This window comes from Echinicola shivajiensis, from assembly GCF_018642165.1.
In the GTDB taxonomy this organism is placed as follows: Bacteria; Bacteroidota; Bacteroidia; order Cytophagales; family Cyclobacteriaceae; genus Echinicola; species Echinicola shivajiensis.
In genome coordinates this window covers 376711-390810 of record NZ_JAHHZM010000002.1, presented here as the reverse complement: position 1 = coordinate 390810, position 14100 = coordinate 376711, and the positions used below count along the sequence as shown (strand labels likewise).

General features: G+C 40.2%; 8 protein-coding genes. All 8 read right to left on the bottom strand.

All coding sequences use genetic code 11. The annotated features are described in order from the left end of the window. Positions 1–23 precede the first annotated feature (23 nt). Positions 24–1670 (bottom strand): DUF4957 domain-containing protein, encoded by a 1647-nt coding sequence (locus KMW37_RS06105; protein WP_215223720.1) that lies wholly within the window; start codon positions 1668–1670, stop codon positions 24–26. A 32-nt stretch (positions 1671–1702) separates the two neighbouring features. Further along, the gene (locus KMW37_RS06100) at positions 1703–3508 is read right to left on the bottom strand and encodes a RagB/SusD family nutrient uptake outer membrane protein (RefSeq protein ID WP_215223719.1); all 1806 of its coding nucleotides are present in this window, start codon (positions 3506–3508) and stop codon (positions 1703–1705) included. Between the two features lie 16 nt (positions 3509–3524). After that, positions 3525–6812, bottom strand: a complete 3288-nt coding sequence (locus KMW37_RS06095; protein ID WP_215223718.1) for a SusC/RagA family TonB-linked outer membrane protein — start codon at positions 6810–6812, stop codon at positions 3525–3527. A gap of 417 nt (positions 6813–7229) precedes the next feature. Continuing rightward, positions 7230–9146, bottom strand: coding sequence for a pectinesterase family protein (locus KMW37_RS06090; RefSeq protein WP_215223717.1), 1917 nt, complete (start codon positions 9144–9146; stop codon positions 7230–7232). 31 nt (positions 9147–9177) lie between these two features. Then, the gene (locus KMW37_RS06085; protein ID WP_215223716.1) at positions 9178–9975 is read right to left on the bottom strand and encodes a rhamnogalacturonan acetylesterase; all 798 of its coding nucleotides are present in this window, start codon (positions 9973–9975) and stop codon (positions 9178–9180) included. A 17-nt stretch (positions 9976–9992) separates the two neighbouring features. Further along, positions 9993–10748, bottom strand: a complete 756-nt coding sequence (locus tag KMW37_RS06080) for a rhamnogalacturonan acetylesterase (RefSeq protein ID WP_215223715.1) — start codon at positions 10746–10748, stop codon at positions 9993–9995. A gap of 2 nt (positions 10749–10750) precedes the next feature. Continuing rightward, positions 10751–12445, bottom strand: coding sequence for a glycoside hydrolase family 28 protein (locus tag KMW37_RS06075; RefSeq protein WP_215223714.1), 1695 nt, complete (start codon positions 12443–12445; stop codon positions 10751–10753). A gap of 8 nt (positions 12446–12453) precedes the next feature. Further along, the gene (locus KMW37_RS06070; protein WP_215223713.1) at positions 12454–14088 is read right to left on the bottom strand and encodes a glycoside hydrolase family 43 protein; all 1635 of its coding nucleotides are present in this window, start codon (positions 14086–14088) and stop codon (positions 12454–12456) included. Between the last annotated feature and the right edge of the window lie 12 nt (positions 14089–14100).

Sequence of the window (14100 nt, the reverse complement as noted above, 5' to 3'; positions counted from 1 at the left end):
TAATCATTTTAAAAAGATTCTTATTATAACACTATTCTCCACCTTGGATCTCCAGCATCAAACCTTCCAGCAAAACCGCTGTCTTTAAAGTTAAAATTGTTCTGGTCTGGATTTATCCATAAATCACTTTGTCCTCCTGAGTAATTACCTACAGGAAAACCTGCAATCTCACCGCCTGAAAAACTAAAGTCTCCTGTAGAATAGACATTTACAATTTCAAAATTGGTATTCTCCAAACCATCATATATCCCTCTAATTCCATAATTCTCACTACCGGATTCATCCCATCCATGACCGAAGATGCTGTTACGGATAGCAATGCCGTTGGTCACATTATTCTGACCGTCTCCTCCCCTGTACCGGAAGAACCCTCCTCCACCTCCTACAAAGTTCGCAAATGTGCAGCTTTCAATGATAAAGGAATCGGATTGGCTTCTAGACGTCACTCCAAACTGAATCTTATTGAAGGTGGAGTTTTCCAAACGGATATTCTTGACCATTGCCGTGGCTTCAGTATCAACTGTAAATAAGCCATAACCTCCGATGCTGTCCACTACGCTGTTTTTGATGATATAATTATCGATTACCGTAGAGGATCTCGCCCGAAGTATTCCTCTAAAGGTCCCTATTTCACAATTTTCAAAACTTAGTTCTCCTACATGCACATCACTTCTATTTGGATTGAACACATAATCTCCCGAATAATCCGCTCCTCTTAATTCAAGGTCTATAAATCGTATATGGTCGATTTGTGATCCATCATCTATATCCCAGTTACCTGTAGTATACAATTTGGCTTTTTGCTCACCAAAACCATAAGCAGCCTTGATAGTAATTGACTTATTAAGATTCTGACTTGGGAAATCATAAGTAACTCCTCTTTTTACCAAGATGATGGCCCCATCAGGCGCAGCCGCCACCGCATCCGACACTGCTGACGGGCTTTCATTTTCTCTGATATCTATTACTCCAGGTGCGGTAGGAGAAATATCCGCTGGCAATGTGGTATAATTTACCCAACCTCTAAGTCCACCATCACTGTAAATGGCTATTTGATATGCTGTTTCAGGATCCAATCCCGTTACTATCACTTCTCCCGCCACTTCTTCCTCAGAACTAACTGATTGTTCTAATAGCGGCTCTGTTAACCGCAAATCTGTAGAGGCAAAAACTTTAACACCGGTTACAGGAGCTCCTGCCCTTGTCCAGGTTACCCTTGCAGCCACATCTATCACATCATAGCTTTCAGGTAAATTCAGAATCGTAGGAAACCGCTGTGTTCTGACATTTCCCAAATCAGATATTTTACTATCGTACACCGGATCGTCAGCATGGGCTATGGCCCTTACTTGATAAAGCGTATTCCAGAATAACGTCTCTCCCACCAATTCTTCATTAATCACTACATAACTGGTATCCGTCTCTATTACATAGTCAGTTGTCTTAAACGTATCCCTACTCACCTCAAGGGTATAGGATATTGCCTCCTTCATCTTGCCCATATTGACGATGATGGTATTTGCTTCAGAAAATAAATCTTCTGTCAGTACAGGCCTAAAGAGCCTTGTCCTTTCAAACATCTCATCATCTTCTTCGCAGCTGCTAAAAGCCAGCATAGCCACCGAAAACATTAAGACGCTCAGGTATATATTTTTGATTTTATTATTCATTGCTTCTCATTTTTTGAATTGATGATTAATTCTTAAAATCCATACCCATCATTGGTCAAGGTACCTTGGCTACTGGCTATTGCAGATGCTGGAATAGGGAAGATATATCTTGCCACACCTGGTTTAGGACCATTAATATGGTTTTCCCAATCCTTGGTAATCCACTCTTGATAAGTATACTGGTCACTATGTAGCGCAAGTAAGAATGACTGTTGCGTCCATGTATCATCTGGTGGCGCCACCACACGACGGTTAGGATTAAGAATCGTAAAATCCCCTGATTCGTCTACCTTCCAGTACATATAATCTGGATATTGGGTAGTACCATTAAAAGCAGCATCAGCCAATTCCTTAAGGCCTTCTACTGTTTCAGCCATCTTTTCTGAATAAATCCCCCATCGGATCAGTTCATACTTTCTGATCATCTCTCCACCAAACTCCCAAGCACGTTCATCCACAATAGCTTCAAAGAATGTATCTTTGCCAGCAGATACCTGAGAAACATATGCATCTACCCTGCTAGCCCAGTACTGAGGATCAAAGGCTCTTCTTCTGACCCTTTTCAGCGCTTCCTGAGCTTCAGCAGTTGGGCCATTCAATTCATTTTCAGCCTCTGCATACATTAATAACACATCAGAATATCTCATCATCGGCCAATTGATTCCTGTCCCTTTGGCGGATGATGGGCCTGGAGGGTTTGGTAAAAAATGACGGCTCCATTTTCCCTGTCCGATATCCAAACCTCCATTGACAAATTCGTATTCAAAACTGGTATTTATCTTATACAATGAACAAGTGACATCCCTTCTTATATCCAAAGTGTCAAATGACAAATAGTAAGTTGGCGGGATGGCCATATAATTGTTTCCTGATCCATAGCTGTGTGCAGCCGTAGGACCACCTTCCACTCTTACACCAATATTCCAAGCTACATCACCATTGCCTATTGCAAATGGCACCTCGAAAAGCACGTCCTGATTTACAGGAGCCTGGAAAGTACATTGGTTCATAAAGATCTGCCGGAAGTCTTCTGGCAATTCACGGTCTTTAAGCGAAATTAATTTGGCACTATAATCCTTAGCAATCTGATAGTAGTCCAAATAATCAGACTCTCTGGACATGTTCAGGTCTGGCTGCAGATAATATCCGCCCCTTTGAAGGGACAATCTGGCAATCATTCCCAAGGTATATTCTCTATTGACCTGTTCAATACCAAAAGGCACTTGATCCGCCCATAGCATTTTCGCCTCCACATCTATCAAGTTTTGAATTTCAGCAGCCAAAATCACATTTCTGTCTTCCTTGGGCTGATTAAATTCATTTCCGGCTTTGGGAGCTTCAGTGATATAAGGCACATCCCCAAAATAATAGATCAACATGCTATACCAATACGCCCTCAAGGTATAGGATTCACCCAACAATTGGTTCATGGTATTTGCCTCGGTCACATCGGATGATTCCAACTTGCCACTGGCCAACAGACCTTCAATGGCAATATTCGCATCCCTGATTGCCCGATAAGCATAAGTCCATACGATTTCCAAATCACGGTTACTTTCCAAAGCATCCAAATTCCAAATCTGATAGCGGTCTCCATTACTATTCCAACCACTCTGGCGCTCTATATCCGTATTGCCGGTCATATTATTGGAGAGTCTGGACCTAAAAGCATCCTGACCAAAATGTGAATAAACTGCATTTACCCCTTTTCTTGCATCATCAACATTCGAAAACACATAATTGGTATCGAAGGTCGAAAGCGATTCCGGCTCCAGGAAGTTATCGCATGAAGTCATAAAAGAAACCGCTGCTGCTATTATTAGATATTTTAATTTCATGATATTATAAGCTCTTTTAGAATGTCACATTGATACCTACTGTAAAAGACCTGCTTCGAGGGAAGGAAGAATAATCCACCCCAGGAGTCAGCGCTGAATAACTACTGCTCCTGGTAGTACTTACCTCCGGATCGTATCCTGAATAATTTGACCATAATTTCAAATTATTTCCTGTCGCATAAACTCGGAACTGAGACATGCCTACTCTTGAAATCAACTCAGTTGGCAATGAATAACCCACTGTAAGGTTATTCAGACGGATATAAGAACCATCTTCAATAGCCCAAGAGTGAATCACGGCCCCGGCGATACCATAACTATTATGTGACCATATATTTTTGTCGGCATTCAATTCTTCAAGTTGTGCCAGATCTGTGACGATTTCTCCTGGAGTACCCGTATAGTTGCCATCCACATCCAAATAAGTAAAGCGGTTATCTGATGACATCGTCGTCAACATATTACCATAGCTCACCCTTCTGAACTGGTTGTATTGGATTTTGCCGGTATTATAAACATCATTTCCATATTGATAATTAAAGAAAATAGCTGCATCGAAGCCTTTCCATCTTGCATTGATCCCCAAACCACCTTGGTTTTTAGGAAGGGCATTACCGATTACCTGACGGTCATCAGCATTGATTTCTCCATCGCCATTGAGATCTTTCAATTTCAAAAAGCCAGGCCTAATATTGGTATTACCAACCACGGAGGAAGAATTGGAAACTCCTTCCTTCAAAATATATTCATCTGCAACCGCATCGTATCCCTCAAAATCATCTGTTGTATAATAACCATCAGTTACATAACCATACATATCTCCCACTTTGCCTCCTACTCTCAAGTAGAAATCATTGATATTGTTGAGATCAGTACTTGCCCAATTGGACCTAAAAAAACGTTCATCAGTACCATCCAAAGCAACCACTTTTGCTCTGTTGATACCAGTATTGAAGTTTACAGATAGCGAAAAGTCAGGTCGGTCTATAACAAATGCATTTATCCCCAATTCCACACCTTTATTTGAAGTACTACCGACATTGTTCCATTGGGTATTAAAGCCTGTATTTGATGGGATATCAGAGGTCAACAACAAATCTCTGGTTGTGTTTTCATAAAAGTCCAAACTACCTTCCACTTTGGCCTTGAACAGGGTAAAGTCCAAACCTGCATTTTTGGTTACAGTAGTTTCCCAAACCAAGTTTGGATTGTATAAAGTACTACTGCTTGGAGTATAGTAGACATTATCCACATTGCCAAAACCTGGCCCCCTGTTGGTAGATCCTTCAAATAAGAACTTGGTAGCATCCGTCCTGATACGATCATTACCGGTCTCCCCGATACTTAACCTTAGCTTCAATTCATCTACCCAAGAGGAAGCTTTCAAGAAATCTTCCTCTGAAATTTTCCATCCCACTGCGACGGCTGGAAAAATACCTACCCGGTTTTCTTTAGCAAACTTACTGGAAGCATCGGAGCGAACAGTGGCTGTTAATAAGTACTTTTTCATGTACTGGTAATTAGCTCTTCCAAATAAGGAGAACCTATTTGCAGCGATTGATTCACTTGTTTCGTGACGATCTACACGTCCAAATGTCATATTGGCAAACAACTCCTCTGGAGTAATGGACAGGCGAAAATCTTCCACCCTGACCATATCACTTTTGCCACCACTGGAATAAATCTCCTGTCCTACTAAGAAATCAAGGTCATGATCACCAAGGTCATCTAATTTATATGAAACGCTGTTTAACCATCGGTAAGAATGTGAAGTATTCTCATCTTTTACACCAAGCGGAAGACTCCCTCCATTATTAAAGGATTCTCCTGTAAGAGGGCCGTAAAATCTCAGGTTCTCCCTGAACCCTCTGGACCCGTTAAATGTAGATTTAAAACTTAGGTTATCAATAATTTTCCAAGTCAAGCCTGCATTAAATATATAATTGAAATCAGTCCGTTTTCTCCAGTCCTGCTCGGCCAATTCCACTGGACTTACCAAACTCAACAAAAATGACTGAAAGTCATCTTCTGAATTTACCTGTGTCAAATCAATATCCAGTTCGTCTGCGATACCATTTACAGGTCTGGTCTGAACGGCCTCTTTGATATTGATTTGGGCATTACCAGAAGTTCCTGCTCCATCCACAACAGTATGGGTAATCCTAGCTCCCGCATCAAATTGCAACCTATCAGTGATGGCCTGGTTCAACTTAAAGTTGATCACATTCCTTTGATAACCAGAGTTCAACATCAATCCCTCATCCGTATTATTACTCAAACTGAGCATTAACTTGGTCTTTTCTGTACCTCCCGTGAGGGTCAGATTATGGTATTGGCTGAGTTTTGGATCCCCGAATAGCTCATCTTGCCAATCAGTACCTGGCTTTTGCTTATAAAGTTCTAAATCATCATATACTCCATAGAATTTCTCAAAATTCCTTACAGCTGCATCGGATTGTAATTTGGCATATTCGTAATTGGCCAAAACATATTCATAAGGATCCAGTACTTCGTATTTTCTATCTTTAGGAAGGCTTTTCCATTGGAAGAAATTATTGTATGAAACAGTTGTTTTTCCTGCTTTAGGTGTCTTGGTAGTAATCACAATTACTCCATTGGCAGCTTGGGCTCCATAAATTGCTGTTGCCGCCGCATCTTTCAATACAGTGATGGTTTCAATATCCGTAGGTGGAATATCACGAATACTTCCTACAATAAAACCATCCACTACATATAAAGGTGCATTATCTTGAGTCACAGAACCACCTCCACGCACCCTGATAACAACCTCTGCATCTGGAGAACCATCTGTAGTCAGCACATTGACACCTGGAAGTCGTCCAGTAATTGCCTGAGCTGCACTTGCAACTGGAATTTTGGCCAGCTCTTTACCAGACATTGAAGCCACAGAACCGGTCATATCTGTTCGCTTTACAGTTCCATAACCATAATCCACGACCTCTACCACATCCAATTGCGCCACATCCATCTCCATGGTCACATCAATGGTGTTCCTTCCTTCAATTGCAATTTCCTGTTTGATCATCCCGATGGATGAAAAAATCAAGGTTCCATTAGGATCATCAACGGATAGCGTGTAGGCACCGTCCATATCGGTGCTTGTACCTATACCAGTTCCTTTTAACAATACAGTGACACCCGGAACGGTTTCACCATCTGAGCTCTTCACTACTCCTGTTATCATCAATGATTGGGCAGAAAGCTCAACCACTGAGAATATCATGAGCAGCAAAAACAGCGAGAGATATCGGGAAGTGCCCGATAAGTTTTTGGTAAGCATCATTTCGATAATAATTGGGTTTTGTTAATTAAATATTTGTAATCAATGAGTTCTATAGATCTTCTTTTACTTATTCCATAGTAAAAAACAAGAATCATCTATACCTAGGGAGGGGGTTTAATGCGGTGGGATTCCATATTATTTATTAAGGGTTTATTTATTAGGTAACTTTTATTATTGTGCAAACTGCTTAATGTTGCGCAATCGATTGCATATTAATTAATTAAAATTTTAAATACAAGTAAATTCTACACTTATTGATATTTTCAATATATAAACTCATTTAACTGATTAATTAACAAATAAAAAATATTTATAAACTAAAATATTCAGAATAAAAACACTAAATCAATTAAATTATGTGCAATCGATTACCTTTCACGGAAACGATTCCGTAATTCAGCCAATTTTTTTTTTTACCTACCAAATTTTTCCGAAAAATTTATCGACAAAATTAACTGTTTGGGTGAACCAAGGATCAAAAAGCCAAAACGGATGAGGTGAATTAGGAAAAGTATGTATTTCAGCATACAAGCCCAATTCCGTTAACTTTTTGACCATATCTCCTTGTCCTGCATGGAACCTTGGATATTGGCTATTGATAAATAATACAGGGACAGCCCTATCGCTTACCTGATATAAGGCTGATGCTTCATCCCAAATCTCTGGTACCTCAGCATAAGTCCCTCCCAGCCATTCTGCAGCGACAGTTCCCTCTTCAGATTCCGGGTGATAAAAAGCTAATACACCATCCATATCTATCATCGCTTGCACATCTGAACTCGACTGATAACCGCTATGATCGGATTCATATTTTTCCACGCCATTGGTCGTCCCCACCAAAGCGGCTAACTGTCCACCTGCAGACCCTCCGGATATAGCTATTTTTGATGTGTCTAAATTAAATTGATTAGCATGATCCTTAATCCATTTTATGGCATCCTTTACATCATATACTCCTGCAGGATATGGCGCTTCCAAGGACAATCTGTAATCCATCACGGCTGTAATATAACCCCTTGCAGCTAGCGCCTTGGCTAACGGGATTTGTAATGATCGGTCTCCTGATCTCCAGCCCCCACCATGTACAAACAGAATACCAGGAAGCGCTTTCTTACCTTGCTTTTCGGGGTAAAAAACATCCATCTGAAGTTCCCGGTAGCCTAGGTCCTTATATGGAATACTCAATTCCTCTTCTACTCCAACTATACTTTCAGCATGAACGGGGATAATATTAGGCATATTCTTACGGTACTTCTCATAAGAACTGTTTAATGTATAGGAGGTGTCTTTATGATAACCATACCAAGGAAAGCCATAAGCATTCACAGACTTACCCATACCTTTAAAAATTTGTTCTTTAGTAAAAAGCCTCCCCTCTTCATCTGTAAGTGTATGAGACCATCCTACCCTTTCCTTTATATTAGCTCCTTCACCAGTAGAATTATATTCTGCATAAAAAGTAGTCTTTTCCTTTTCTGAACTGCCCCAATTATGCCAACCTTCTGGAACAATGTGTTTACCCATTTCACAAGCAATAAACACCGTTTGGGCATAATCCCTCCATGGTCGGCCCAAAAAAACCTTATCTACTCCATCTGCAGCTGTTAGCTTGCAATTTTTAAATACATAACCATAATCCACCCAATTAGGTGTTGACGCTGCAGTGATATAAGAATTGGCCTTGGAATAAATTTCACAATTCTCAAATAAAGCTGTAGCAGACCCGAAAATAAAATCGGTAGTACCTTCTATATAGCAGTCCTTGTAATATTGCCTGCTATTTTCGCCCGAGGCAAACATGGTATCCTGGTCTCCTTTAAAATGACAATTTTCAAACAGCAGTCGGTCTCCCTCTGCATGCAAAGCCACTGCTTGCCCCACACTTCCTGCAGTATTTTCTATAGTCAAGTCTTTAAAAATCAAACTATTGCCCCAAACCATAAGTGTATAGGAGTCAAAAGTATCCATATAGTTCTTCCCGGTATGATCATCATAAGTAATGATCGTCTTGTCTGGACCATCCCCTTTAAAAGTAACATTGGTTATAGTTCCCGGTATCTCTAACTTCTCTTTGTAAACTCCTTCTTTGATATAAACCGTTATTGGTTTTGGCAGATAAACCCTAATAGCCTCCAAGGCATCAGCTATGTACAAAAAATCCCCAGAACCATCTTTAGCTACTACTATGTCTTCCTGCACTTTTCCTTTAAGATCTTTGATTTTGCCATCTTTAGGATAGGAATTGACATGTTGGGAAAAACCAACTTGGGCAAAGCTTCCGATAAGTAAAATCAAAAAATTCAGCCTTATACTATTCACAAGTTTTAACCTCATCTTATTTTACTTTAAATATGTGGTGATTGCTTTAATAGTCTCTTTCCAATTGAGTCATGGCCTCATAGACCAGTCCTGCCACTGCTTTGGCTCCTTCAGGTTGAAAATGAGTATTGTCATTGCTCCCGTTAGGATAAGCCTCGTAAATACCCGGACCAAAATTCATAAAATAGTGTTCCGTTACATATGCCTTCCCTTTCTGAGTAAAATGATCCAAGGACAATTGTGTCAGGTCAATCAACAAAACATCCAGTTCTGAAGCTACTTCTATTGCAGCTTCGTAATAGGCGCCATGTACATTTTGAAGCTTTCCTTCTTTCCAAGGATAGTTTCTATTGACCGGAGTCAACACAATTGGAATTGCATTTTTCTGTCTGGTTTGACTCACATAAAGCCTAATATATTCCTTATAGCCCTCAATGTTCACATACCGTTCTGGCTTATTTTCTGCAGCATCATTATGACCAAATTGCATGAGGACCAAATCTCCCGCTTCAAGCGCTTCATAAACTTTTCTCCAACGTCCCTCTTCAAAAAAAGTCCTGGTACTTCTTCCGCCTCTGGCTCGATCATCCACCAGCACCGAGTCTCCTTGAATCAGATTATTCAAATTAGTCAGGTTTCTATTGCTCATATATGCTTGAAAAGTCTGCCCCCAACCCATTACCGGATACCTGGTTTTCATATAATCCTTTCCTGGATCATAATCACCACTATAATCTGCTACGGTTGAATCTCCAATCAGATAAACCTTGACAACCTTTTCCTTTGGTCGAAATCCCCAAAAGGCTGACAACACAAGAATGACTAAAAAGCTAATGTATTTCATAGGTCTACATTTCAATCCTAATTTTTCAAGAAAATCACCAGCTCTGGTATTTCCCGTTTCAGCTCTTCCACAGCAAGGTCACAAAATTTGAATGCACCTGTAGGAGAAAGGTGGGTATTATCCGATCTTCCTTCTGGAAATTGTGCGTAATCCCCCGGCCTGTAATGCAAAAACAATTCCTTGGATTTTTCCACTCCAAATTGCTCCAGTACTTCAATGGTCTTTTTGTGCATATCGAAAAGTGGAAGGTTATATTCCTCTGCGACTTCTCTCACTACCTCCGAATACCGACCATGGGTATCCAGGAGCACTCCATTCTCATCAAAACTTCTCCTGGAAATTGGTGTGGCCAAAATTGGCTTGCCTCCTTTTTCATAGGTCTCTTGGATATACCTGATCAAATTATTTCTGTAATCTGTATCGGGAGCTGCATATCGATCTGGAGATTTCTCTTTTTGATCATTATGGCCAAATTCTATCAAGACATAATCCCCAGGTTGGATACTTTGATAAACTTTTTCCCAGTGTCCCTCATCCCTGAAACTCTTTGTGCTACGTCCATTCAACGCATGATTTTCTACCTTCACTCCATCCTTAAAATAAAGACCAAATACCTGTCCCCAGCCTTTTTCAGGATTGCTTCCTGAATAGGGCTTATTGGCCAATGTGGAATCGCCAATCAAAAAAACAGTAATCTCTTTGTCTTTTCCCTTAAAGGAAATAACACCACAAACTACTGATATTAAGAAAATTACAAATAATATTCTTTTCATAATTATTGGATTTTTACAGCATCTTTAGGTAACTCCTTCCCTAATGTCAATTGATCCTGATAGGATTTAAAATCAGTCAGGTCAAAATGAATATCACGACTCAGCTTACCCAAAACCCTAACAGGCTTTTTACTATTTTCATTAAAAGCAAAGCCTTTTACCTTAACATTTTGACTGTTATAAATCGTCAGAGCTGAGGTTTTTTCAGCAATTACTTTGACGTCAGTCAATGTCAAACCATCCGTATCGATCACAGTAATTCCCTGCTTAGCTTCTAGCAAAGCATGCTCTAAATGAACATTCTCCAAACTTTTTTCTGGTAGCCCCATAAAAAAGCCCGCCTTACCTGTACCAGTTGCTGTAATATTCTTCATAAATATATTTCTGAAAGCAGGTGTCTCTTCTGTCACGGGCACCAAAGTTTCGTCCCGAGCTTCGTCCGAGGCATCTTGACCTTCTTCCAGAATTGGAGAATTCCCCCCATAAAACATATTAAACCTAATGGCTTCAGTAGGGATATTGATCATATCAATGTCTGATATATAAATATTTTCAACCACTCCGCCCCTACCTCGGGTGCTTTTAAACCTCAAACCCACATCTGTACCGATAAATGTGCACTTGGATACATGGACATTTTTCACTCCTCCTGACATCTCACTTCCTACCACAAAACCGCCATGTGCATGATAGACAGTATTATTTTTTACAATAGCATTCTCAGTTGGAATACCTCTATCCCGACCATCTTTATCCTTGCCTGATTTGAAACAAATGGCATCATCGCCTACATCAAATGTATTATTATAGATCAATGTATTCTTACAACTCTCCAAATCAAGGCCATCTCCGTTTTGGCTGTACCAAGGATTCCTAACGCTGAGATTTCTGATCACCAAATCCTCACACATCAAAGGATGTATATTCCAAGCCGGAGAGTTTTGAAAGGTTGGTCCATCCAATAACACCTGCTTGCATTTGACCAAACTCACCATTACTGGCCTAAGGAAATCTTTTACCGATTTTAATTCATCCTGTGATATTAAATCTGGGACATTGAAGTTGGTACTGCTCATATATCCCTTTTTGGAAGATTCACTCGGAAACCAGATTTTGCCATCTTCTGATAACACACCGCCAGATTTGTTCAGGGCTTTCCATTGACTATCTGTCATTTTGCCTTTCTTGACTGGACGCCAAGCATCACCGTTTCCATCAATTACTCCAGCACCTGTAATCGCTATATTTTCAGCTCCTAATGCATTAATTGGAGACTCACACCTCACTGTGTTTAAACCCTCAAAACTTGTTTCGATCAAGCCATAATCATCAAAGTCACTGCTAAACAAAAGTAAAGCCCCTTCCTGCAGATGAAGATTGATATGACTTTTTAATGTGATCGGGCCAGTTAGCCAAATTCCCCTTGGAACAAGCACTGTACCGCCTCCTTCTCGGCTGAGCTTTTCAATAGCTTGCCTAATAGCTGCTGTGTTTTTAAACATGCCATCACCTTTTGCCCCAAAGTCAATAATATTTACTGTCTTGCCTGGAAAAGAAGGCAGTTTAACCTTAGGCATATCAAACTCAACCCCCTCATATAGACTTGGGTCGATTCCTGCGATTTTTTGTGCTTTAACCTGTAAAATACTAACTAAACAGGCTATTAGCATTAAAGCTATATAATAGGTGTTTTTCATTGGGTATATTATTTTGTAAATCTAAACCAATCAACATCGGCATAACCTGAATCATTGATTTTGGTATCTCTCACTGCAAATAAGCCTACTTTGGCCCCAATCCATTTGCCGGGAACTGCTGTAAACTCCTTATTGATTTCAATAAACCTTTTTCCATTCTCGCTATAGCTGAATTGACAAGAGGCACCTTCCTTTACTTCAACCTTAAGTTGAACGGACTGGCCTGAAAGCTTCTTAATCACTGTTTCCTTTTCTGGCTTACCATGTTCGGCGTCATCACATTCCACATACTTTAGGTAAAGGCCATCTTCTTGACTTTCCAATGCCAAATAGGCGTAACTCATCCCCATCACCAGCAATCCTGTTTTTTCATTCATCAACTTTTCGTTAGGGTAAAAAGTCAATTTTGTTGTAGTTGTGAAGGTTTCTGCCGGAAATTTCTGAAGCAAAAGATTGGGCACATCCCATAGGTTATTGGAGTCTTCTGGAACCTGATCTGTGTACAATCTTAAATATCCTTTTGAAGGATTGACATATGCCCAAGTAGCTTTGGGATTAGCATGCCATTGCCATTGCAGCCCCAAATCATTACCATCAAATTCATCAGTTTCAGCTGGTGTCGCTAATGGATAAGACCTCCCTACATCTGGTTTTTTATATTGCATCACAGGCTGACCTGTGCCATCTCCATCAAGGTCTTCCCCCATAGTTGGCCAATCATTTTTCCAAAACATGGGTTGCATATGAACAATACGACCATAAGCCTCTTTATCTTGGAAATGCAAAAACCAGTTTTCCCCACTCTCCAATTCAACCCAACCTCCTTGATGAGGTCCATTGATGTCCGTATTTCCTTGATTCAAAGCAATATGCTCTTCATAAGGTCCATAAGGATGTTTGGAGCGAAGGATCAATTGCCAGCCTGTAGAAACCCCACCGGCTGGGGCAAAAATATAATAGTAACCGTTTCGCTTATAAAATTTTGTTCCTTCCACGGTGGGGTGGTTTTCATGACCATCAAAAACCAATTTTCCTGCCCCTATTGTCTTGGTCCCGTCTGGACTAAGTGGTTTTACGACAAGCACACTTTTAATACCTGCTCTACTTCCTGCAAAAGCATGGGACAAATAAGCTTTCCCATCTTCATCCCATAAAGGACAAGGGTCTATTAACCCTTTCCCTGCTTCTACCAAAACAGGCTCTTCCCAATCTCCTGCTGGGTCTTTGGTTTTTACCATATAAATCCCAAAATCCGGATCTCCCCAGTAGATATAATACTCGCCGTCATGAAACCTTATGGCAGGCGCCCAAACTCCATTGCCATGCTGTGGCTTATTGAAGTGATCAAATGGTGGCAACCTATCTAAAGCATAACCTACTAAATTCCAGTTAACCAAATCCTTTGAGTGCAAAATTGGCAAACCAGGACTTGCGTTAAAGCTAGAAGCTGTCATATAAAAATCATCTCCTACCTGACAAAGGTCTGGATCAGAATAGTCAGCATGTAAAACTGGATTAATGAAAGTACCATCACCTTGATCAGATACCCAAACATCTGATATTTTGGCATCTTGTGATCTAGCCGAAAAAGAAAACCAAACAGTCAACAATAGAATGTTTAAGAAGAATTTACTGAAGTTCATTATTTTGGGATT

Coding starts and splice junctions, on each gene's coding strand:
- KMW37_RS06100 (WP_215223719.1), bottom strand. CDS start 3,508: ATGAAATTAAAATATCTAATAATAGCAGCAGCGGTTTCTTTTATGACT.
- KMW37_RS06105 (WP_215223720.1), bottom strand. CDS start 1,670: ATGAATAATAAAATCAAAAATATATACCTGAGCGTCTTAATGTTTTCG.
- KMW37_RS06080 (WP_215223715.1), bottom strand. CDS start 10,748: ATGAAAAGAATATTATTTGTAATTTTCTTAATATCAGTAGTTTGTGGT.
- KMW37_RS06070 (WP_215223713.1), bottom strand. CDS start 14,088: ATGAACTTCAGTAAATTCTTCTTAAACATTCTATTGTTGACTGTTTGG.
- KMW37_RS06090 (WP_215223717.1), bottom strand. CDS start 9,146: ATGAGGTTAAAACTTGTGAATAGTATAAGGCTGAATTTTTTGATTTTA.
- KMW37_RS06095 (WP_215223718.1), bottom strand. CDS start 6,812: ATGATGCTTACCAAAAACTTATCGGGCACTTCCCGATATCTCTCGCTG.
- KMW37_RS06085 (WP_215223716.1), bottom strand. CDS start 9,975: ATGAAATACATTAGCTTTTTAGTCATTCTTGTGTTGTCAGCCTTTTGG.
- KMW37_RS06075 (WP_215223714.1), bottom strand. CDS start 12,445: ATGAAAAACACCTATTATATAGCTTTAATGCTAATAGCCTGTTTAGTT.